The following is a 20,941-nucleotide window of genomic DNA, read 5'->3' on the forward strand; positions in this document are numbered from 1 at the left end:
ATGGTCTTGCCTGTCCTTGGCCCTGCCGCCCCTTCTGCCCCTGCGCGCGAGCCGTACGCTGGAATCGCGCTGCGGGCGGCGCTGTGGCTGGTCTTTCTGGCGCCGTTCTTCTACGCGAGCTACGGCTTCGCCAACTGGCTGGCGTCGCAGCGCGACGATGTCGGCAGCATCGTCTTCGCCTGGGAGCACAACATCCCGTTCATCGCCTGGACGATCGTGCCCTACTGGTCGATCAATCTGTTCTACGGCCTGTCGCTGCTGCTCAACGATACCAAGCGCGGCGTCGATCGGCTTGCCGGCCGCTATCTGACGGCGCAGATCGTCGCCGTCGCCTGTTTCATCCTGTTCCCGCTGACGGCGACCTTCGTGCGGCCGCAGACATCGGGCCTGCCAGGCTTCATGTTCGCGGTCCTCGGCGGCTTCGACAAGCCGTTCAACCAGGCGCCGTCGCTGCACATCGCGCTGCTGGTCATCATCTGGGATCATTGGCGCTATCGGCTGAAAGGCATGGCCGGCGTCGTCTGGCATGCCTGGTGTTTGCTGATCGGCGCCTCGGTGCTGACGACGTGGCAGCACCATGTCATCGATATCCCGACCGGCGCTTTGCTCGGCTTCTTCGCCCTGTGGCTGTTTCCGCGCCACGGCGAATTGCCGTTCGCCGGCTTCCGGCTGACCGCTGATGCCGGCGCGCGGCGGCTGGCGCTGTTCTACGCGCTGGTTGCAGCGCTGGCGCTTGCCGGCGCCGCTGCCGGCGCCTTCGTTTTGGCGCTGTGGCTCATCCTGCTGTGGCCGGCGCTGGCGCTGGCCATCGTTGCCTTCGCCTATGCCGGAGCCGGCGCCAAAGTGTTCCAGAAAACGGCCGACGGCAGCGTCTCGCTGGCCAGCCGTGTCTTGCTGCTGCCCCACCGGCTTGGCGCCACGATCAATGCATGGATATGGACGCGCAAGCTGCCGCCGCATGTCGCCATTGCCGACGGTGTCTTCCTCGGCCGCTTTCCCACCGTCGCCGAGGCTGGCGCATTCGGCACGGTGATCGACCTTGCCGGCGAGTTGGAGCGGCCGCGCGGCGTCGCCTGCCGCTGGACGGCTGTCGCCATGGTCGATCTTTTGCCGCCCTCGCCCGAGGCGCAGGCGCAAGCGGTGGCGGCGATCGAGGACGCGCGCAGCTACGGCACGGTGCTTGTCTGCTGCGCGCTCGGCTTCCAGCGCAGCGCCGGCGCCGTCGCCGCCTGGCTGGTTGCCACCGGCCGCGCCGACACGCTGGCGCAAGCGCGAACCAAGCTCGCAGCATCGGGCCGGCCGGTGCATCTTCGGATCGCGATGGACGAGCCGGCATGAACAGTTCGAGCAATAGACGAAGCCACTTGCCAAAGTCGGCGCTGCCCCTCACCTGCCTGCCGGCATCCTCTCCCCGTATAGTGACGGGGAGAGGGGTGCCGTTATCAGCGGTTTCGCCAATCACCAGCGTTTTAGAAATGGCGCCGACACTGCGGCCAGCCTCTTCTCCCCGTCACTATACGGGGAGAAGTGCCCGGCAGGGCGATGAGGGGCGGCGCAAGCATTTGGAAAAGGGTGGCACCAAACCTGAAGCGATTATTCCGGCATGAGTGCCCATCGAGACAAGGCCGAAGCGTTCGCCGTCGGGTTGATGACGCAGGCGGTGTGGCCGCTGTTTTTTGTGCTGGCCGCGTTGGCGGCCGCGCCGGTCATTGCCGTGGCAGCGCAGCCGCAGGCGACCACGCTGGCGGCGGCGGCGTGGCTGGTCGCGGCAGCGAGCGGCGTGGTCACTCTCGCCGTCTCGGCCCTGCTTGCCTTCGACGCGTTGCTGTTCTGGCTGATGGCCAGCCACATCAGCGAGGCCGCCGGCGGTGCCTCGGTAGACGACGTGCTGGCGCGCATGCGCGTCAAACCGGCCGCTGCCGGCATCCGCTCGCTCGACCGGCGCATCGCGGGCACGCAACGCCTGCTGATGAAGCAGCGCATCGCACTCGGCCTGTTCGTGGCGGCGTCGCTCGTCGCCTTGTCTTTCTGAGCCCGACGATGAGCAGGCTCGGCACAAGGAGCTTCACCCTGCTGCAGACCGTGACCTCGGTCGGCCTGTCGGCGCTGGCCTGGGCGGTGACCGGCGTGCGGCCGATCTGGAACGGCAGCCAGCCGTCGGACCGGCAGCGCATCTACTTCGCCAATCATGCCAGCCACGGCGATTTCATCCTGCTGTCGGCCTGCCTCAGCGAGAAGCAGCGCGCCCGCACCCATGCGGTCGCTGCCGCCGACTATTGGGGAAAATCGCGGCTGCGCCGGTTCATCGCGCAGGACATGCTGTCCTCCGTGCTGATCCACCGGCAGTGGACCGATGAGGCGCAGAACCCGATCTCGGTCATGCTGTCGGTGCTCGACGAGGGCCATTCGCTGATCATCTTCCCCGAGGGCACGCGCAACATGACCGACCAGCCGCTGCTGCCGTTCCGCTCCGGCCTCTACAATCTGTCGATGGCGCGGACCGACGTCGAACTCATCCCGTGCTGGATCGAGAACATGTCGCGGGTGCTGCCCAAGGGCCAGTTCGTGCCGGTGCCGCTGCTCTGCCGGGTGGTCTTCGGCGCGCCGATCGCCATTGCGCCCGGCGAGGAACGCCGCGCCTTTCTCGACCGCGCCCGCGAGACGCTGCTGGCGCTGAACCCACGCCCGCTAAGAGGCGATTAGAACACGATGCCAATGATGCACGAGACCCTTATCATGGTTGTCGGCCTCACTGCTGTGCTGACCACGGCAAGCCTGGTTGCCGGCATCCTGTCGTGGCGCGCGCCGAAGCCGCTGTCGTCGACGCTGGTCAACCTCAACCAGCGCATCAACGCCTGGTGGGTGATGGTGGTGGCGATCACCGTCGCCTTCTTCTTCGGCCGCGCCGGCATGACCATCCTGTTCGCGCTGATCTCGTTTGCCGCCTTGCGCGAATTCGTGACGCTGACGCACAGCCGCCGCAGCGACCATTGGGTGCTGCTCGGCATGTTCGGCCTCATCATCCCATTCCAGTACTGGCTGGTATGGACCGCCTGGTACGGCCTGTTCACCATCTTCATCCCGGTCTACTGCTTCCTGCTGATGCCGGCGATCACCGCGCTGCACGGCGACACCGAGCGCTTTCTCGAGCGCATCTCGGCGCAGCAATGGGCGGTCATGATCTCGGTCTACTGCGTCAGCCACGTGCCGGCGCTGCTGACTCTCGACGTGCCCGGCTTCGAAGGCCGCAACTTGTTGCTGGTCGCTTTCCTGATCATCACCGTGCAAGGCAGCGACGTGCTGCAATACATCTTTGGCAAGCTGTTCGGCAGGCACCTGATGTCGCCGAAGGTTTCGCCGTCGAAGACCTGGGAAGGGCTGGTCGGCGGGCTGGCGACGTCGGGCCTGCTTGGCGCGCTGCTGTCGTTCCTGACGCCGTTTTCGCCGCTGCAGGCGGCGGGCGTCGCCTTCATCGCCTGCCTGATGGGCTTCCTCGGCGGGCTGGTCGCCTCCGCCATCAAGCGCGACCAGGGGGTGAAGGACTGGGGCCATCTGATCGAGGGCCATGGCGGCATGATGGACCGCGCCGACAGCCTGGTCTTCGCCGCCCCGGTTTTCTTTCACACGGTGCGCTATTTCTGGACGTGAGGGCGAGCTACGACCTCAGAGGCTGTTTCGAAAGTCGCTCCGGTGAGTCATATGGTGGTGGTTTCGAGAACCGGAGCGCAGCGGACATTTGGGTCCGTGAGCACCGGAAGCGCAGAAAACGCCATCAGATGGCCGCCAGAGTAGAGTTTCCAAACGGTCTCTTACTTTGCAGCCGCAAGCGGCGCCTTCCTGGCCGGGCGCGGCCGGCGGCGCATGCGGCGCTTGGCAGCGACCTTCAGCGCAACCGGCGGATCGCTCGACAATGCGCCCAGAACGGCTTCGACCATGCCAAACGCCACAAAATCGGCGTTGATGTCATTGGTCCATTCGACTTCTGTCTTTTTGTCGTCGCCGTCCTTCGACCAGAACACGATCCCTACCCGCAGCGCCGACCTGGCACGTTTCAGCCGACGAACAAGAAAACGGGCGTGCTTGACCGAGTCGCGGTTCAGGAATCCGACCACAACGGTGTCGACAGCGTCGAGCTCGAGCCGGCGAATGCCAGTCGGATCCATATCGGCAAAGCTCGCCTTCGAGACCGTCGCCCCCTGGACTTCGAGCACCTGCGCCAGCATGGCGGCGGCGGCATCGTCGAGTTCGCCGCGGCCGCCGGCACACAGCACCGACATCTCCGTGCCATCCGGCAGCTCAGTGTCGTCCTCGCCCTCCGCTTGAGCCTGCTTGTCCCCGTCCTTGTCCTTGTATTTGTCCGCCGGCGCAGGTTCGGCTGTGGCCGGATCATCGTCCTCCTCCGCTTCCTCCCGTGCGCTGTCGTCGAGGTTCGCCACCAGCATCTGCGCGCTGGCCGCCACCCGCCGTCTTTGCTCATCGCCCATGACGCCGCGCACCCGATCCTGCTCGCCGAGCAGCAGTGCGGCAATGGCGACCTTGTCATAGAATTCGAACAGATATTTTTCCTCCAGCATCTCCTCGGCGTGATCCGTGGCTTCCTCTGGATCGCCGGCCAGCAGCCGTTGGTAGAGCCGGGCGTGGGGTTCGAGCACCGGTTCGTTGCCGAACAGGACGTCGAGGAATTCGAATTGCGGCACGTGCCTGCCGAGCACGACGAGGCAGACCGTGAGCGGCGTCGACAGGACCAGGCCCAGCGGGCCCCAGAGCCAGGTCCAGAAGATCGCCGCAACGATGATGGCCAATGGCGAAAGCCCCGTTCGTGAACCGTAGAGCCACGGTTCGACGACATTGCCGGTGATCATTTCCATGACCACGAACAGACCGGCGGTCCACAGCACGAGCGACCAGCCAGGCGCCACGGCAAGCGCCAGGAACAGCGGCAGCAGCGCACCAATGATCGGGCCGATATAGGGAACAAAGCGCAGCGCCAGCGCCAGCAAGCCCCACAGCAGCGCATTGGGTATCCCCAGAATCCAAAGCCCTGCTGTAACCGGTATGGCATAGACGATATTCACGACCAACTGCATGAGAAGATACCGGCCGACCCGCTTGCCGGCATCCTGGAGCGCCTCGGTAGTTCGATGAAGATCACCATAGCCGACGAGGCGTATGAAACGGTCGCGCAGGTCCTCGCGCTCAAGCAGCATGAATATGACGACGACGACGATCAGGCCTGCCGACGCCAGCGGGCTGATCAGCGGGCCGATCAGGTTCTGCAGAACCTGGAGCGGCCTTTCGCGTGCGATGATCTCGACGGGCACCGGCTCGCGCCGTGGCTGATCCGCGGCGGGCGGCGAGGTTTCCTGCCTGTCGAGTTCCTGGCCAACACGTTCGATCGCCTCGCTCAGCCTGGCGATGACGCCGCCGCCGACGCCGGTCTCCTTCAGGGATCGGACTTTGGTCAGGATATTTGACTGGTAAAGCGGGATGTTCTGCGCCAGTTCGCTGACCTGCGTGGCGACAATGAAGGAGAACAGCGCAAGCACGGTGAATGCGCCCAGCACACTGGCGATGACCGCAGGAAGACGGGGAATGCCGACCCGTTTGAGTGCCGAAACCAAGGGTGCAAGCGCAAAGGTCAGCAGCAGCGCGATTGCGATCGGCAGGAAAACCTCGCGCCCGAAATACAGGGCCGCAACCGCCGCCACGACGGTCGCGACGGTGGGCAGCGACATGCGCGGCAGGGCCATGGCAGCCGAAACAACGCCCACCAGCCCGGGCTCCGACGGATGCATGCCGTTTCGCCGATTGGCCGCCACTTGATGCCTCCACCCTGCCATAGCCATGATCAGGCATATTGAGCCGGCGTGCAACTTTCGCTTCTTCGCGCCGGCGAGTTCGAAGACGCGATCGGCAAGGGCGGCGCTTTGCGGCCCAACTGGACAGCCGGACGGGCGCTTTGGTCGCCGGACAAAACAACTGACGTGGTGATCGGTTCCGCACAGGCAGAAGACGAGGTCAGGCTTAATACGAATGGCTCAGCCAATGACGGTCGAACACGTCGACGATGGCGCGGAACTCGGCCGGCGGGATCTGGCTGGCGCCGCCGTCGCTGTCTCCGACGAGGAATTGCGCCAGCTGCCGGTCAACCGCTTCCGTCTGCTCGACGGACAGGCCAAGCGATGCCAGATCGGCGGCGATCGATCCGTCGGGCGGCAGATATCCGCCCCATGCCTGGGGCGCCGGATTGCGCAAGCGGACCATCAGGATCCGGGTCAGCGACGGCTGCGGCTCCGGGCCGATGATGGTGGTGCCGCACAAATAGCCGCCAAGCACGCTTCCCGGCCGCGAGTGCGGAAACAGGCACAAGAAGAATTGCGCCTCGCCGCTGGCTTCCTTCAGATGCGCATAAAGCCCGCGTTTTGCCGACGTCATCTGCCCACCGAGCAGCAGCTGCCCGGTCGGCAAGGCCTCGCGATAGGCGGCGGTCAGGCCGTTCGCCCCCGGCCCGACCTCAATCGACAGGCTGCCCCTGATCAGCTGGCCGCGATAGTAGGGCGACAAGGCGCTGGAATAACAGGCGTAGGTTCCGGCAAGGGCCAATCCAGGGCTCCGCTCCTCATGCCCGGCAGCGGTTTCGAAATGCGCATTGGCGCGGCGCTCCAGTTCGGCCCTGTCGATGCCGTGGCGGGCACAGATCGCCGCGGTAAAACCTGGCAGGTCGCTCTCGGCGATCCAGGCGCCGGGCTGCTCCAGCTTGAGCAGCTTCGTCCAGTCGTCGTAGACGCTGAGCTCGCGTGGCTGGGAGCGCCCCTGCAGCCATTTATCGGCGCGGCCGAGGTCGAACGCCGTCTTCGGGTTGACGCCCCGGAACGCCGCCGCAAGGTCCTTGCGGGTGACGGTCCCCAGCACGGCCGCGGTCAGCCGCAATTTCTGCGCGATATGCTGTGCCATCCTACCCGCCCCTTTATGCCGCCGCGAGGATAGCACGCGCCGGCTATACTTTTCCACAAGCCAATATTCCAGAAATTCCGGAGAATTCCACGCCCCTCCACGCGCCTGCGCTTTTCGCCCCGCCGGGCGGCGCTAAGGTCGCGCAGGGCAGGGGCAAGTTATGAAACTCACGCTATTTAGGCCTGAATACCAACACCCTTCCTCAGTCATTTGAACGACGGCGAAGCCGAGCTCTCGGCACCGGCACAAACCAGCGTAGATGCCGCCTCAACAAGGAAGGAATAATTCGATGTCCTGGATTGCCTCCCCCAAAATCCCTTTCACCGCGGTTGCGGCTGGATCCGCTGCACTGCTGCTGCTGACCTTCGGGCCGGATGGACCGTCGCGTGCCGCTGCCGGCTCGCGCGCGGCAGCGACATATGGCAAGGCGGCTCCTGCGGCGCCGGTCATCGATCCGACGCGCATCGAAGTCGACGGCGGCGCGCACGTGATACGCTTTTTCATCGACGGCAAGCAGGTCGCCCTGCTCGACTCGAACGGCTTCAGGGATTGATCTTAACACCAGCGTTGGCCGCGACATTGAGCGGCCAAGCGCAACTGGATGTCTGGGTTCTGTCGCGGCCGCTCCAAGCTTCGGCCTGATGCGGCTGCAAGCCTACACGTGCCGGCAACTGCTCACATTGTACTTTTCCACAAGCTAATATTCCAGAAATTCCGGAGAATTCCACGTCCTTCCACACAGCGGCCGTGTTCGGGCCGGCGGCCGCGGTTAACCTTACGTTAACCATGGAGGGACCTCGTCATGAAACTTGCCCTGTCTGCACTTCTCACCGTGCTCGCACTTTCGCAAGCCGTGGAGGCCAAGACGAAAGCCGTTGCCACCGATGCCAAAGCGTCCTCAGCCGAGAAAAACCGGCCTCCGCTCGACAACAAGTCCACCAGCGGGATCACGTCGTCTGATGCGACGGCGGCGCCAGCCGACAACAATGGATCCAGTCTGTATCCGCCGGCGATCTATTTCAATTTCTAGAGTCCCTCCATCCGTTGTGGGGCTCAATCTTTAACCGGCCGTACGCCGCTTGCGGTGTCCGCGATCGACGGGTCCGCATTTCGACAGGTCACCTGTTCGACAAGTCATTTGTTCGACAGGCCACTTGATCGACAGGCTTAGCCGGCGGCGCGCCAGGCTGTGATCCTCCACCTTCCGGTGAAATCGGCTTCAACCACGAGGCATCGCCGACTTCGACGGGCGATACGGCCTCCTGGCATGAGCAACAAGGGTGCCCTGCCCGCTTCACGCGCCAGCGATGGCACAGTTGCCACCACGCTTGACCTTGCCGCCATCCGCCGGATAGTCCGCTATCCCCTTCGATGAAAGACCCTAATATGACAGACGCGATCGCAAGAGACAGCAACGGCGCCCAGTTGAACGAGGGCGATCCGTCACCCTGATCAAGGATTTGAAGGTCAAGGGCACGTCGGAGACGATCAAGCGCGGCACGCTGGTGAAGAACATCCGCCTCACCGCCAATCCCGGCGAGATCGAGTGCAGCACCAAGCAGGTCAAGGGCCTGGTGCTGAAGACCGAGTTCCTGAAAAAGGCGTGATCGCGCCCGGCACTCAGGTGCGTAACCGGCCGCCCCCGGCGCCACTCCTTGAAAGCGCGCGAAACTGCGATATATCAATGACTAAGCGTGCGTTGCACGCGACGTAGTGCTTTGGTCAAGCTTCATCTGTGGAGGTTGTCATGGCAAACGATCTGATGGAAGGAAAGAAGGCCCAGGATTGGATCAACCTGATCCTTGCGGCATGCCTGTTCATCTCACCCTGGGTTATCGGCTTCGCTGCTGAAACCGCTGCTGCCTGGAACGCCTGGATTGCCGCGGTCGTGCTCGGCGCCTTGGCGCTCGCGGCGCTTTCAGTATTCGCCGAATGGGAAGAGTGGGTGAACCTTGTCGTCGGGCTCTGGCTGATCGCGTCGCCCTGGCTGCTCGGCTTCGTGGCAAACGCCAACGCAATGGCGACCCACGTTGTCCTCGGCGTGCTGGTGGTTGCGGCATCGGCCTGGGCAGTCTGGGACTCCCGTCATCATCCGCCAGCGCATGCGTGATCGGTGACGACTGATGCTTGTCGCCCAAAAGCATGCCCTCGGGCCTGACCCGAGGGTGCGCAGCGGTTTTGGGGGTAACGACAGGCACAGAAACAAAGACTTAAAGCGCGTCGATTTCCTTTCGAACGCGAGGCGCTTTAAGGGAGGAGCGCGGCGCGCGAGCGGCGGGCTCCTTCTAAAGCCTGAGATCGGGCCCGCTAGAGTGTTTTTGCAGCCAGGAGGAATCTGGCGTTGCAGAAATGCGGCTAAAACGAACAGATAGAGCGGACGCCAGTCAAATTCGCACGCCTCCCGCCCGCCGTATCCCGGCCAAATTGTCTTTTTGTGCTCCAAAATCCCGCCGCCCAAAGTCCGCCGCCGCGGATGCGGATGGCAGCGCTGGCGCGGCGTTCGCTGAGGACGCACCGACGAGCATGCCGCACTGCACCCGGCAAACTTCCACTTATGTTGCACTGCGTTAGATTTGTTGCATTGCAATATCAATGCATTGCGTCGAGTCTTCGCACGGGTGGCTTTTCAACGACTTCGCGAGGTTTTGCCGTGTCAGCATCGTTTCGGCCTGATATCGAAGGGCTGCGTGCGTTGGCGGTGTCCGGCGTCGTCGCGTTCCATTTTGGTCTGTCGGACCTGCCTGGCGGCTTCACCGGCGTCGACATCTTCTTCGTCATCTCCGGCTACCTGATCACCGGCCAGCTGCTGCGGGAAATCGCCGAGGACGGCAGGCTGGACCTGTGGCGGTTCTATGCAAGGCGCGCCCGGCGCCTGCTGCCGGCCTCGCTGTTCGTCATCTTCGCCACGCTGGTCGCCGGCTACTTCATCCTGTCGCCCGACGAACAGTCGCTCTATTCGAAAGGCGCCATGTTCGCCTCGGCCTATGCGATCAATTTCTGGCTGATACGCTGGTCGTTCGACTATTTCGCCCCCGACGCGGCGAACAACCCCTTCATCCACTTCTGGTCGCTCTCGGTCGAGGAGCAGTTCTATTTCGTATGGCCGGGGCTGCTTCTGCTGGCGGCATGGCTGCGCCCGGGCAAGCGCACGGCGATCCTGGTGATCGGCCTCACCGGCGCGGTGTCGTTCGCCGTCTGCGCCTGGCTCACCACCGTGGCGCAGCCCTGGGCCTTCTATTTCTCGCCGCTCAGGGCCTGGGAATTCGCCGCCGGCGGCCTGGCGACGATGGCGCCGGTAAAATTCTGGCGAGAGCGCCCGCAACTGGGCGCAGCACTGGCATGGCTTGGCCTGGCGCTGATCGCCGGTGCCTATCTGACCTTCAGCGAGCAGGACACTCCCTTCCCCGGCTTTGCGGCGGTGGTGCCGGTGGCCGGCACCGTGCTCCTGCTGCTCAGCGGCTCCGGCAATGTCCAAAGAGGGCCGAGCGCCATGCTGGCGCTGCCGCCCCTGCAATGGGTGGGGAAACTTTCCTACTCACTCTACCTCTGGCACTGGCCGGTCATCGTCTATGCGACGATGATGGTGCCCGACCTGGCCTGGCCGGGGCGGCTTGCCTGCGCCGCATTGACGCTGGCGCTGTCGCTCTTCACCTATAATTTCATCGAAAACCCGATCCGTCGCAATGGCTGGCTGATGGCGAACGCGGCGCGCGCGCTAATCCCCGCCGCAATGCTGACCGGCGCCGGCGTCGTGGCGACTTACGCCAATGCGCGCCTTGCCGTGGACGGCCTCGACCCCTCGCAACGCATCATTGCCGAAACTGCCGCGCAGCCCTCTACCGCGCGCGCCAAGGTAGGCTGCGTTGTCGACTACGAGACAGTGACGCCGAGGGCCTGCGAGTTCGGCGCCAAGAATGCCGAGCGCTCGATCGCGCTGTTCGGCGATTCGCATGCCGATCACTGGTCGACGCCGCTGATCGAGGCGGCGAAGAAGAACGACTACAAGGTCGTCACTTGGCTCAAAGCCGCCTGCCGGGCATCGCGGCTGACGGTCTGGAGCTCGAAGCTGAAGCGTGACTACACCGAGTGCGATCAATGGCGCGAGCAATCGATCAAGGAGATCATCGCCCTGCGCCCGAGCCTGGTGGTGATCTCGGAGATCTCGCTGACCAGTTCGCGCAAACTGTCGCCCGACGCCCGGCAATCCGAAAGCCTCGATCAGGACTGGCAGGGCGGCCTGCGCGCAACGTTGGAGGCGTTCAGCCAGGCCGGGCTGAAAGTCGCCTTCATCCGCGATGTGCCGTTCAACACCCTGTTTGTCGACACCTGCGTGGCCCGCGCGCTGTGGCGTGGACAGACGCCATCGGTATGTGACGCGCCGCGAACCGACGCCGCCAACGACGCCATGGCCGCGGTGGAGCGTGACATCGTGCGCGCCGTCCCCAACGCGACCTACATCGACATGACCGACCGGTTCTGCGACGCCAAGACCTGCCATGTCTTCATCGATGGCAAGCTGGCCTATCGCGACCGCCACCACATGGCGACGCCCTTTGCGCAAACACTGGAGCCGACGGTCGAGCGCGCGCTGTTCTCGACCGGGGCGGCCGGGAAGTAAGGCGCGCAAGACGCGCCTTTCACCAGCGTCTCGGTGCCCCCAGTCTCAGTGCAAGCCAAACTCGCGCAGCAGTTCTTCGCGGTAGCGCACGAACCGGCTCTCGCTGCGATCGCGGGGGCGCGGCAGTTCAACCTCGACCAGCCGTGCTGTGCCGCCCTTCTCCCTGGGCAGGATCAGCACCCTGTCGGCAAGATAGATCGCTTCCTCCAGATCATGGGTGACCATGACCATGGTGACGTTCTCCTCGCTCCAGATGCGTGCCAGTTCCTCCTGCATGCCGATCTTGGTCATGGCGTCGAGCGCGCCTAGCGGCTCGTCGAGCAGCAGGATTTCAGGTTGCACGGTCAAGGCCCGGGCAATGCCGACGCGCTGTGCCATGCCGCCCGAAAGCTGCCTGGGATAGGCATCGCTGAATTCGGCCAGGCCGACGAGCGCGGTATAGAAGCGGGCCTTGTCCTCGGCTTCCGCCTTGGGCACGCCCCGCACTTCTAGGCCAAAGGCGACGTTGCCGAGCACCGTCAGCCAGGGCAGCAGGCGCGGTTCCTGGAAGATGACCGCGCGCTCGGCGCCGACGCCATGGACCGGCCTGCCGTCGATCGCGACACCGCCGCTGTCGGCGGTCTCAAGACCGGCAAGGATGCGCAGCAGCGTGGTCTTGCCCGATCCGCTGACGCCGACGATGACGAGACATTCGCCGGAGCGGATATCGAGGTTGAGCGCCCTCAGCACGGCAAGCAGGCGCCCGCCGAGGGTGAAGGATTTGGAGAGGTCGCGTATCGTGACCTCGCCGCCGCTTGTGCTGGCCATGGCCGTCTCCCGATCAATTGGTTTTCGTTTCGCCGCGCCCGTAAAGAATATCCGCGGCTTTCAGCCTGCCCTTGGGCAGCCGGCCGTCGCGCTCGAGCACGCCGACCCAGAAGTCTATGTCGCGGTCGTCGGCCTTCGCCCCTTCGCGCAGCCCGAAGCCGGTCCAGTAGCGCGCCAGCTCGCCATTTTCGCCGCGTTTATCGAGGATCTCCGCAAGCACCTTGCGCGCCTCGTTCGGGTGCTGGCGCGACCAGTCGGCGGCGCGGGCCGACTGTTCGACGAAATTGCGGGCGCCATCCGGATGCGCCGCGATGAAGTCGCGCCGCAGGACAATGAAGCCGCCGGCCAGTTCGCCCAGCACGTCGGTGTCGTTGAACACGCCGCGCACACCGCCCTTGTCGACCAGCGCGCCGGCAAACGTCGCCTGCCAGTAGCCCAGTGCCGCGATATCGACCTGGCGTGACCGCAAGGTCTGTTCAAGCTGTGGCCCGGGCACGACGACGAGGTTGGCGGCATCAGGCGGCAGGCCGACGCCGTGCAGCGCCTCGCGGACGGTATAGTCGAGATGGGCGCCGAGCGTGTTGACCGCAATGGTCTTGCCGGCGATGTCGGCAATCGATTTGATCGGGCTGTCTTCCAGCACGTAGAAGATGCTGCGCACTTGGCCGTTGATGCCGTTGCTTGGATAGGCAGCGACGAAGTCGTTGCCGCCGGAGATCGAATTGATCACCGCAGCGGTTGCGGCCGAGCCGAGATCGACGCTGCCGGAGGCGAGCGCGAACAGCGATTCCGGGCCGCCGCTGGAGTAGCCGACATTCTCAAGCTTGACGCCGACGTCCTTGAAATAGCCGAGCGCGTCCGCCAGCTCATGCGGCGAGATGCTGCCACGGCTGGCGAGGTAGCGCAACGTGACCGGCGCGGCTTGCGCAACGGCAAAGCGAGGCAGGCCGGAGGCGATGATGCCGGCGGCAAAGGGAGCGCCCGCAAGCAGGGAACGGCGAGTGATTGGCATGGTCCGGACTTTCGTGTTGGAGGATGGGGCCTGTTGGAGAGGATGGTTGAAAGCTGGTCAGTCGATGGGATTGCTCCAGCGGCAGAGCCGCCGCTGCAGGCCGACCAGCGCCTGGTTGGCGATCAGGCCGAGGCCGGCAAGGATGACGATCGCTGCAAACATCAGCGGGATCTGGAAGTTGTACTGCGCGTTCATCACCTGGAAGCCGATGCCCTTGTTGGCGCCGATCATTTCGGATGCGATCAGCAACAAGAGCGCCGTGGTCGCACTCAGCCTCAAGCCGACGAAGATCGAAGGGACGGCCCCCGGAAGCACGACCCGGCGAAACGCGGTGACCCGCGTGGCGCCGTAGACCCGGGCCATCTCGAGCAGTTTCGGATCGACTTGCTTGACGCCGCTGATGGTGTTGAGCAGCAGCGGAAACAGCGTCGCCCAGAAGATGACGAAGACCTTTGATGCCTCCCCCAACCCGAGCAGCAGGATGAACACCGGATAGAGCGCAAGCGCCGAGGTCTGCCGGAAAACCTGCAGGATCGGGTCAAGCGCGGTTTCGACGGCGCGCACCTGGCCCATGAACAGACCAAGCGGGATGGCAACCGCCACCGCCGCCGCGAAGGCGAGGCCGGCGCGCTGCAGGCTGATGGCGATATCGCCAAGCAAGGTGCCGCCGGCCAGACCATTCCACAGTGCGGAGACGATCGTGTCGACCGGCGGCAGCACCGCGGCGTTGACCCATCCCGCGCTGCTCGACACCTGCCAGATCGCGAGGAAGCCGATCAGGATGCCGTAGCGGGACAGGAAGCGGATGACAGTGCGGTTGGCCAGGCGCGGGAAATCGGCGCCAAGGCCGGTTCTGCCGTCATGTGCATCGATTGTCACCCGCTGCTCGATGTGTTGCAAACTCATCGTCTTGCCCTTTGCTTCAAGAGAATCTATTCGGCGGCCAGCACCTTGGAGCGGGCGGCGGTCCAGGGGTTTTCCGGCCGCCTGAGGCCGAGATTCTCGCGCAGCGTCCTGCCCTCGTAGGCGGTGCGGAACAGGCCGCGACGCTGCAGCTCGGGGATCACCAGGTCGACGAAATCGTCGAGCCCGCCGGGCAGCCACGGCGGCAGGATGTTGAAGCCGTCGGCGGCGTCGTTGCCGAACCATTCCTCCAGCTGATCGGCAACCTGCGCCGCGCTGCCGATCACGGTGTAGTGGCCGCGGGCCGTCGCCACCCACTGGTAGAGCTGGCGGATGGTGAAGTTGTGCTCGTCGGCAATCTGGCGGATCAGCGCCTGGCGGCTCTTCATGCCTTCGGTTTCCCGGCTCGGCGGCAGCGGTCCGTCGAGCGGGTAACCCCGGATGTCGAGCGTCTGGCCGGCCAGCCCATTGAGCAGGGCCACGCCATCCTCGGGAAGGATCAGCTCGTTCAGCTGCTGGTACTTGGCGCGGGCTTCCTCGTCGGTGCGGCCGACGAAGGGTGCTACGCCCGGCATGATCAGCACCTGCCCGGGATCGCGGCCGACTGCCGCCACGCGCGCCTTGATGTCGCGGTAGAATTCTTGCGCCGAGGCCAGGTTCTGATGGGCGGTGAAGATGACCTCAGCCGACTGGGCGGCGAGCTTGCGTCCGTCCTCCGACTGCCCGGCCTGAACCACCACCGGATGGCCCTGCACCGGTCGCGGCACATTGAGCGGGCCTTTGACGCTGAAATGCCGGCCCTTGTGGTCGAGGTCGTGAAGCTTGTCCTTGTCGTAGAAGCGCCCCGACTTCTTGTCGCGGATGAAGGCATCGTCTTCCCAGCTGTCCCACAGCGCCTTGACCGTCTCGACATGTTCATGCGCGCGGGCATAACGCTCGGCGTGGGCAGGCTGCGTCTCGCGATTGAAATTGCGCGCGGTCTCGTCACCCGCCGAGGTCACCACATTCCAGCCGGCCCGGCCGTTCGACAGCAGGTCGAGCGAGGCGAACTTGCGGGCGAGCGTATAGGGCTCCTCATAGGTGGTGGAGGCGGTGGCGATGAAGCCCAGATGCGTGGTGAGCGGCGCCAATGCGGCAAACAGCGTCACCGGCTCGAACCCGGCGATCTTGGCATTGCCGCCTTCGCGGGCGCCGAGGCCGACGGTCAGATTGTCGGCCAGGAAATAGGCGTCGAACAGGCCGCGCTCGGCGGTCAGCGCGAGCTGCCTGTGGAACTCGAAATTCGTCGCGCCGTCGGCCGGCGCGTCAGGATGGCGCCAAGCTGCGATATGCTGTCCGCCACCGGGCAGGAAAGCACCAAGCTTGATCTGCCTCGACTTGCTGGGTCTGGTCATTGCGGGCTCCTTCTGAGCTGTGCGGGAAGCGAATTGAGGACACGGGGCCGGTATTCAGGCGGCAAGACCGACGCTGCGTGGCACCGCACGGCATGCTTCGGCGACCGCTTGGCTGGCGCGAGCATGGATGGCTTCGGACACCAGCACGCCGTTGGCGAAGTCCTTGTCGGAGGCGTAGATCGCGGTCGGCAGGGTCAAAGCCTCGAAGAAGCCGAACAGCGGCCGCAGCTGATGTTCGACCACCAGCGAATGACGATCGCCGCCGCCGGTTGCAGCAAGGATCACCGGCTTTCCCCGCAGGGATGACGGGTCGAGCAGGTCGAAGAAATGCTTGAAAAGCCCGGTGTAGCTGCCTTTGAAAGTCGGCGAGCCAACCACCAGAACGTCGGCGCCCAGCAATCGCTCGACGATGTTCCTGGCCGATGGATCCAGATCGCCAATGCGCCTTGCCAGCGGAAACGACCGACCGAGATCCTCGATGTCGAAAACGGTCGAGGCTGCATCGGTGCTGCTCGCCACCTCCGCAACGATGTGGCTGATGAACGCCTTGGTCTTCGACGGACGGGTCAGGTTGCCCGACAGCCCTACCACCAGATTTTTCGACATTTGGGCTCCTCGCAAAACGCTTGTGTGCGTTAACTCTACTAAGTTTATAGAGTTTAATGAGAAAGAAGATTTCAAAACGAGCCCGCCAAGCGGATTGAGTTTGCGGCACATCGCCGTTGATTGGTTCTTTCGACGCGAAATGCGAACGGCGAGTTCGGCAACGGCGCCTTGACCGCATTCCGGCCATGCGTTGATGATCTCACACCAAAGGCATCGCCCCGGAGGATTCGCATGAAAACAGCCGTTCTGACGCACCTGCCCCTGGCCATTTTGCTGGCATCGCCGGCGCAGGCGGGCTGGAAGCCGGTCGAGAAGGTCGAGACCTACGCCGTTTCAGGGCAGACCGGTCCCCAGCTCCATGCCTCGATGGGCGAGCGCGGTCCGACGATCGGCAAAAGCAGGGTCCGCGCCATGGCCTATACCAATTTCAAGCTGACCTGGGTCAGGGACTATCAGCGGCAAGGCAATGCCTGTGTGCTGGTGTCGGCGCGCCCAAAACTCATCATAACCTATACCTTGCCCAAAGCGTCCGGGCCGGTGCCGGCCGCCGTGCAGAAGAGCTGGGACGTTTTCGCCGCTGGCCTCGCCGCCCACGAAAAGGTGCATGGCGACATCATCGTCGACATGGTCCGCAAGATCGAGACGGCGACCATCGGCCTGTCCGTCGCCGACGATCCCGGCTGCAAAAAGATCAGGACCGAAATGACCACGCGGCTTGCCGAACTCTCCCAGGCGCAGCGGCAGGCAAGCCGCGATTTCGACCGGGTAGAATTCGCCCCGCGCGGCAATCTGCAGCGGCTGATCGTCGCTTTGCTGATGGGGCGGTAGTATTGTGACGCCTGAGCGAGGCACCCCCCTCTGCCCTGCCGGGCATCTCCCCCTCAAGGGGGGAGATTGCGCCTTCGCGTCGCTCCCGCCTCAATCGCCGATGTTGAAGGACGAGGTGCGGCGTTGCGGTCAGCCAATCTCCCCCCTTGAGGGGGAGATGCCCGGCAGGACAGAGGGGGCGCCGTAGAGTGCAGGCCTCGCCTCACCCCGTCACCGGCGTCCACATCACATCCTCGACCCGCATCGCCCCCGTCGCCAGCATCACCAGCCGGTCGAAGCCGAGTGCGGCGCCGCTTGCCTGCGGCATGATGGCCAGTGCGGCGAGGAAATCCTCGTCGATCGGATAGCGTTCGCCGTAGATGCGCTGCTTCTCGTCCATTTCGAGGATGAAGCGCCGGCGCTGCTCGTCGGCGTCGGTCAGCTCGCCGAACGCATTGGCCAGTTCGACGCCGCAGCAATAGAGCTCGAAGCGCTCGGCGGTCCTCGGGTCATCGGCGCTCGGCCGGGCAAGGGCGGCCTCCGAGATCGGATAGCCGTAAAGAATGGTGGCGCGCCCCTGCCCCAGCGCCGGCTCGATCTTTTCCACCAGCACCCGACTGAACAGATCGGCCCAATTGTCGTCGGGCGCGGTGCGCAAGCCCGCCTGGACCAGAGCCGCATGCAGCGCCTCGCGATCGGTGCTGCCGTCGGCGGCGACCGTGACCAACAGATCGATACCGGCATAGCGGATAAAAGCCTCGGCGACGCTCAACCGTTCCGGCTCGGCGAACGGATCGGCCTCGCGGCCGCGAAAGGCGAAGCGTTTCGTGCCGGCGCGCTCGGCGGCCAGCGCGACAAGCCCGGCGCAATCCTGCATCAGGCTGTCGTAGGTCTCATCGGCCCGGTACCATTCGAGCATGGTGAAGGACGGATGGTGCAATGGGCCGCGCTCGCGGTTGCGATAGACGGCACTCAGGCTGAAGATGCGTTTCTCGCCGGCGGCGAGCAGCTTCTTGCAGGCGAATTCCGGCGAGGTGTGCAAATAGAGCGGCTGGTGCCGCCCATCTGGGCCGAGCGCCTCGGTGGCGAAGGCCGACAGATGCGCCTCGTTGCCGGGCGAGACCTGCAGCGCCGCGGTCTCGACTTCGACGAAGTCGCGGCGGGCAAACCAGTCGCGCACGGCCGCGGTGATGGCGTTGCGCAGGATCAACCGCGGCCGCCGGTCGGCGTGAACATCAGGCGTCCACCAGGGCGAGGCGGCGGTCATGGCGACAGGATTTGCATCGAGGACTGGCGATTGCCGCCAAGATGCGCTAGGCCGCACCGAACGGCTCCCGCAGCCGATTTGCGCCATTCGGCGCTCCCAGGCCAGTCAACGCTGTTAGGAATAAAGCCCGTGAAGGTCATCGCCAGTTCCCTACGCAAAGGCAATGTCGTCGAAAAGGACGGCAAGCTCTATGTGATCCTCTTTGCCGAAAACATCCATCCGGGCAAGGGCACGCCGGTGACCCAGCTCGACATGCGCCGCATCTCCGACGGGGTGAAGGTTTCGGAGCGCTACCGCACCACCGAGCAGGTCGAGCGCGCCTATGTCGAGGAGCGCGAGCATACCTTCCTCTACCACGACGCCGAAGGCTATCATTTCATGAACCCGGAAAGCTATGACCAGGTCGCGGTGCCGGAAAGCGTGGTCGGCGAGATGGCGCCCTATCTCAAGGAAGGCATGGCGGTGCAGATTTCACAGTACAACGGCATCGCCATCTCGCTGGTGCTGCCGCAGCGCGCCACCTTCGAGGTGGTCGAGACCGAGCCGGTGACCAAGGGCCAGACGGCGTCCTCATCCTACAAGCCGGCGACGCTGTCCAACGGCGTGCGCACGCTGGTTCCGCCGCACATCACCGCCGGCACCCGCGTGGTGGTGATGACGGCTGATGCCGCTTATGTGGAGCGCGCCAAGGACTGAGAGGCAGGATCATTTTTGTCGTCGCTGAAGGTGTCGCGCGCGATGAATGCCAGGGCGCAACTCACGCCGGTGCCGCCATGCGTGCCGTCTCCTTCACTGAACAGTGCAGATTCAGCCAAGGATGAAACCCGCCACCAGAACCGTAAGGATCATCGACAGCGGGACGGCAAGCAGGCAGCAGGCCTCCAAGGTGTTGATTTGCCAAGAGTTCATCGGGCGCTTCCCAGTTGGTTTCCTGTCTAAACGGTCAGACCGGGATGGCAGTTCCACGAAAAATCTCCCGCGTCATTCCGTGCCACGATCATGCCGATCGACACGAACCTCGGTCATCCAGCGGGCACGCGCCAGATGCGTCGCCCAGGCGCGGAATGCCCGTTCTGGCTCCTGCTCCGGGTCAATGTGCAGGACGGTGTGGGCGACCTCACGCCAATCGGCGCTGTCCGCCGAAGCATCGAGCAGCCGGATGTAAGTCAGCATGCAGTGCTCGTCATACGCGGTCAGCGCCGAAGACGTCGGCGCCGTATCTGCGAAATGAGCGTTTTGCGGCATCTTTGGCATTGTGATTTACCAGCAATGGCGCAGCGTAACAGGCCGTCGGGAAACCCGCGCCCTTCAATTGGAGGACGCTGGCCAAAACGCATTGCCAAACGCCCCGTTTGCCCCTTCACCGCGGCCGCCGCATCAGCATCATGCCGTAATGCACCGCCAGCAAGTCCAGCCCGATTTTGAGCAGTTTCGACAGCACATCCCGCGGCTCGCCGGTCTGTTCGGCCAGGCTCTTCACCGTTTCGCCGGCGCAGCAGACTTTTTGCACCACGACCGACACCTCCCAATGCGCAAGCGCCCTGGTGGCGTCGGCATAGGCGCGGCCGGCGGACAGGATGCGGTCGGCAACGCCGCCGCCGATGCGTCCGCCGTCGACGCGCTCGATCAGCGCCATCGGCTTGACGCCGTCCTGTGCCGAGACGCGAAAATCCTCGCGGTAGCGCATGCCCGCCTCGCGCTGCTGGCGCGACAGCGAGGTGATGCCGGTCAGCGGGTCGACATTGCGCACCCGCACAATCCCGCCGGTCGCGGTGTGGCCGTTATTGGACACCTCATAGACGCGCCTCGCCTCCAGCGTGCCGGTCGCCAGCCGCTTGCGGCCAAAGGCATCGTCCTTCAGCGCGAAATCATGACCGACCTGCTTGCGGATGCGCACCTGCTCGGCCTCGCCCGTGGGTAATTTGGGCGGTTTGGCCTTTTGGGCGGTCTTCTTGCTCATCTGTGGCTCCTCGTTTCATTGCTGTCTTCGCAGAACCTGGGCTGCTCCGCGCAGCGGGGGCGAGGAACCGGGCCGCCGTGCTTGGCGAGAAGACTCTCGACCGATGCCGCTCACGCTGCGTCCGCGAGAGCCGTACGGCGATGGTCGCAGAACCGCGCCGCGTGATAGGCGCAGTAGCTTTTCAGCGGCCGCGTGCGCAAGCCGCAGCACAGCATCGCCAGTGCCGGCCGGCTGCCGGGCGCGTCGTTTTCGGGATTTTGCTCGAGCGTCAGGTCGAGCGGTGCGCGGCAGCGGTTGAACAGGCAGTCGATGAAGCGCATGGCCGCGACATGCGGCTGGCGCCCGACGGCGGCAGCGGGGCGCGGCGACGGCAGCTTGAGGGCCTCGCCGTCGGGCCCTTGGATCTCGCGCATCAACGGGCGCTGCGGCAGCCAGACCGGCGGCGCCAGCCTGGCCGGCGTGCGGGCGATGCTTTGCAATTTTGTGTCGGTATAGGCGGGCATGATGTTCTTCCATCGAGATCGAAAGGGTTGCGTAGATGCCGAAGCTGCCCCCTCTCCCCGTTCACGGGGAGAGAATGCCGGCAGGCAGGTGAGGGGCGGCGCGGCGTCGC

21 protein-coding genes and 1 pseudogene are annotated in these 20,941 nt (G+C 64.7%); 11 read left to right on the forward strand and 11 right to left on the reverse strand.

Annotated elements, in window-relative coordinates; all coding sequences use genetic code 11:
- The 4 genes from AC0L3O_RS20375 (at position 1) to AC0L3O_RS20390 (ending at position 3,648) form a co-directional block, all read left to right on the forward strand.
- Entirely contained in the window at positions 1–1,338 is a 1,338-nt protein-coding gene (locus tag AC0L3O_RS20375) for a phosphatase PAP2/dual specificity phosphatase family protein (protein ID WP_023799053.1), read from the forward strand.
- Between the two features lie 265 nt (positions 1,339–1,603).
- Positions 1,604–2,032, forward strand: coding sequence for a hypothetical protein (locus AC0L3O_RS20380; protein WP_473536864.1), 429 nt, complete (start codon positions 1,604–1,606; stop codon positions 2,030–2,032).
- A gap of 8 nt (positions 2,033–2,040) precedes the next feature.
- Complete coding sequence (locus AC0L3O_RS20385; protein ID WP_473536865.1) at positions 2,041–2,703, forward strand: lysophospholipid acyltransferase family protein; 663 nt, start codon at positions 2,041–2,043, stop codon at positions 2,701–2,703.
- A 6-nt stretch (positions 2,704–2,709) separates the two neighbouring features.
- The gene (locus AC0L3O_RS20390) at positions 2,710–3,648 is read left to right on the forward strand and encodes a phosphatidate cytidylyltransferase (RefSeq protein ID WP_473616442.1); all 939 of its coding nucleotides are present in this window, start codon (positions 2,710–2,712) and stop codon (positions 3,646–3,648) included.
- Between the two features lie 161 nt (positions 3,649–3,809).
- Here the strand turns inward: AC0L3O_RS20390 and AC0L3O_RS20395 are convergent, their stop codons facing one another.
- Together AC0L3O_RS20395 and AC0L3O_RS20400 are read right to left on the reverse strand one after the other, a co-directional pair.
- On the reverse strand, positions 3,810–5,819 hold the full coding sequence (locus tag AC0L3O_RS20395) for an AI-2E family transporter (RefSeq protein ID WP_473536868.1): 2,010 nt from the start codon (positions 5,817–5,819) through the stop codon (positions 3,810–3,812).
- A gap of 205 nt (positions 5,820–6,024) precedes the next feature.
- Positions 6,025–6,954 (reverse strand): hypothetical protein, encoded by a 930-nt coding sequence (locus AC0L3O_RS20400; protein WP_473536869.1) that lies wholly within the window; start codon positions 6,952–6,954, stop codon positions 6,025–6,027.
- A gap of 289 nt (positions 6,955–7,243) precedes the next feature.
- Here AC0L3O_RS20400 and AC0L3O_RS20405 point away from each other — a divergent pair, with 289 nt between their 5' ends.
- From AC0L3O_RS20405 to AC0L3O_RS20425, 5 genes and pseudogenes are all read left to right on the forward strand, one after another.
- Positions 7,244–7,507, forward strand: coding sequence for a hypothetical protein (locus tag AC0L3O_RS20405; protein ID WP_023799059.1), 264 nt, complete (start codon positions 7,244–7,246; stop codon positions 7,505–7,507).
- A gap of 249 nt (positions 7,508–7,756) precedes the next feature.
- Positions 7,757–7,984, forward strand: a complete 228-nt coding sequence (locus AC0L3O_RS20410) for a hypothetical protein (protein WP_027154287.1) — start codon at positions 7,757–7,759, stop codon at positions 7,982–7,984.
- A 356-nt stretch (positions 7,985–8,340) separates the two neighbouring features.
- A pseudogene (locus AC0L3O_RS20415) lies at positions 8,341–8,561 on the forward strand (alkylphosphonate utilization protein).
- 140 nt (positions 8,562–8,701) lie between these two features.
- Positions 8,702–9,064 carry an SPW repeat protein gene (locus AC0L3O_RS20420; protein WP_023799062.1) on the forward strand — a complete coding sequence of 121 codons (363 nt, stop codon included), beginning with the start codon at positions 8,702–8,704 and terminating at the stop codon, positions 9,062–9,064.
- A gap of 540 nt (positions 9,065–9,604) precedes the next feature.
- Positions 9,605–11,572 carry an acyltransferase family protein gene (locus AC0L3O_RS20425; protein WP_473536871.1) on the forward strand — a complete coding sequence of 656 codons (1,968 nt, stop codon included), beginning with the start codon at positions 9,605–9,607 and terminating at the stop codon, positions 11,570–11,572.
- Positions 11,573–11,617: 45 nt separating this feature from the next.
- On the opposite strand, the gene AC0L3O_RS20430 is transcribed toward AC0L3O_RS20425, so the two are convergent.
- Genes AC0L3O_RS20430 through msuE form a run of 5 tightly spaced genes read right to left on the reverse strand, consistent with a single transcriptional unit; the run spans position 11,618 to position 16,294 of the window.
- Complete coding sequence (locus AC0L3O_RS20430; RefSeq protein WP_473616443.1) at positions 11,618–12,379, reverse strand: ABC transporter ATP-binding protein; 762 nt, start codon at positions 12,377–12,379, stop codon at positions 11,618–11,620.
- A 13-nt stretch (positions 12,380–12,392) separates the two neighbouring features.
- Positions 12,393–13,391 carry an ABC transporter substrate-binding protein gene (locus AC0L3O_RS20435; protein WP_473616444.1) on the reverse strand — a complete coding sequence of 333 codons (999 nt, stop codon included), beginning with the start codon at positions 13,389–13,391 and terminating at the stop codon, positions 12,393–12,395.
- Between the two features lie 57 nt (positions 13,392–13,448).
- Positions 13,449–14,297, reverse strand: coding sequence for an ABC transporter permease (locus AC0L3O_RS20440; protein ID WP_287346225.1), 849 nt, complete (start codon positions 14,295–14,297; stop codon positions 13,449–13,451).
- A 26-nt stretch (positions 14,298–14,323) separates the two neighbouring features.
- Positions 14,324–15,688 (reverse strand): LLM class flavin-dependent oxidoreductase, encoded by a 1,365-nt coding sequence (locus tag AC0L3O_RS20445; RefSeq protein WP_473616445.1) that lies wholly within the window; start codon positions 15,686–15,688, stop codon positions 14,324–14,326.
- Between the two features lie 54 nt (positions 15,689–15,742).
- Positions 15,743–16,294, reverse strand: a complete 552-nt coding sequence (gene msuE / locus AC0L3O_RS20450) for an FMN reductase (RefSeq protein WP_473616447.1) — start codon at positions 16,292–16,294, stop codon at positions 15,743–15,745.
- A 231-nt stretch (positions 16,295–16,525) separates the two neighbouring features.
- On the opposite strand from msuE, the gene AC0L3O_RS20455 reads away from it, so the two are divergent.
- Positions 16,526–17,122 (forward strand): DUF922 domain-containing Zn-dependent protease, encoded by a 597-nt coding sequence (locus AC0L3O_RS20455; protein ID WP_473616448.1) that lies wholly within the window; start codon positions 16,526–16,528, stop codon positions 17,120–17,122.
- 202 nt (positions 17,123–17,324) lie between these two features.
- On the opposite strand, the gene epmA is transcribed toward AC0L3O_RS20455, so the two are convergent.
- Positions 17,325–18,368 carry an EF-P lysine aminoacylase EpmA gene (epmA, locus tag AC0L3O_RS20460; protein WP_128170727.1) on the reverse strand — a complete coding sequence of 348 codons (1,044 nt, stop codon included), beginning with the start codon at positions 18,366–18,368 and terminating at the stop codon, positions 17,325–17,327.
- 129 nt (positions 18,369–18,497) lie between these two features.
- On the opposite strand from epmA, the gene efp reads away from it, so the two are divergent.
- Positions 18,498–19,064 (forward strand): elongation factor P, encoded by a 567-nt coding sequence (efp, locus tag AC0L3O_RS20465; RefSeq protein WP_023799066.1) that lies wholly within the window; start codon positions 18,498–18,500, stop codon positions 19,062–19,064.
- Between the two features lie 285 nt (positions 19,065–19,349).
- Here the strand turns inward: efp and AC0L3O_RS20470 are convergent, their stop codons facing one another.
- The 3 genes from AC0L3O_RS20470 to AC0L3O_RS20480 all read right to left on the reverse strand — a co-directional run bounded on the left by AC0L3O_RS20470 (position 19,350) and on the right by AC0L3O_RS20480 (position 20,831).
- On the reverse strand, positions 19,350–19,622 hold the full coding sequence (locus AC0L3O_RS20470) for a hypothetical protein (RefSeq protein WP_023799068.1): 273 nt from the start codon (positions 19,620–19,622) through the stop codon (positions 19,350–19,352).
- Between the two features lie 106 nt (positions 19,623–19,728).
- The gene (locus tag AC0L3O_RS20475) at positions 19,729–20,328 is read right to left on the reverse strand and encodes a DUF6456 domain-containing protein (protein ID WP_128246990.1); all 600 of its coding nucleotides are present in this window, start codon (positions 20,326–20,328) and stop codon (positions 19,729–19,731) included.
- A gap of 110 nt (positions 20,329–20,438) precedes the next feature.
- The gene (locus AC0L3O_RS20480) at positions 20,439–20,831 is read right to left on the reverse strand and encodes a hypothetical protein (RefSeq protein ID WP_473616449.1); all 393 of its coding nucleotides are present in this window, start codon (positions 20,829–20,831) and stop codon (positions 20,439–20,441) included.
- Positions 20,832–20,941: the final 110 nt, after the last annotated feature.

The sequence above is a fragment of the Mesorhizobium sp. WSM4810 genome, from assembly GCF_055811235.1.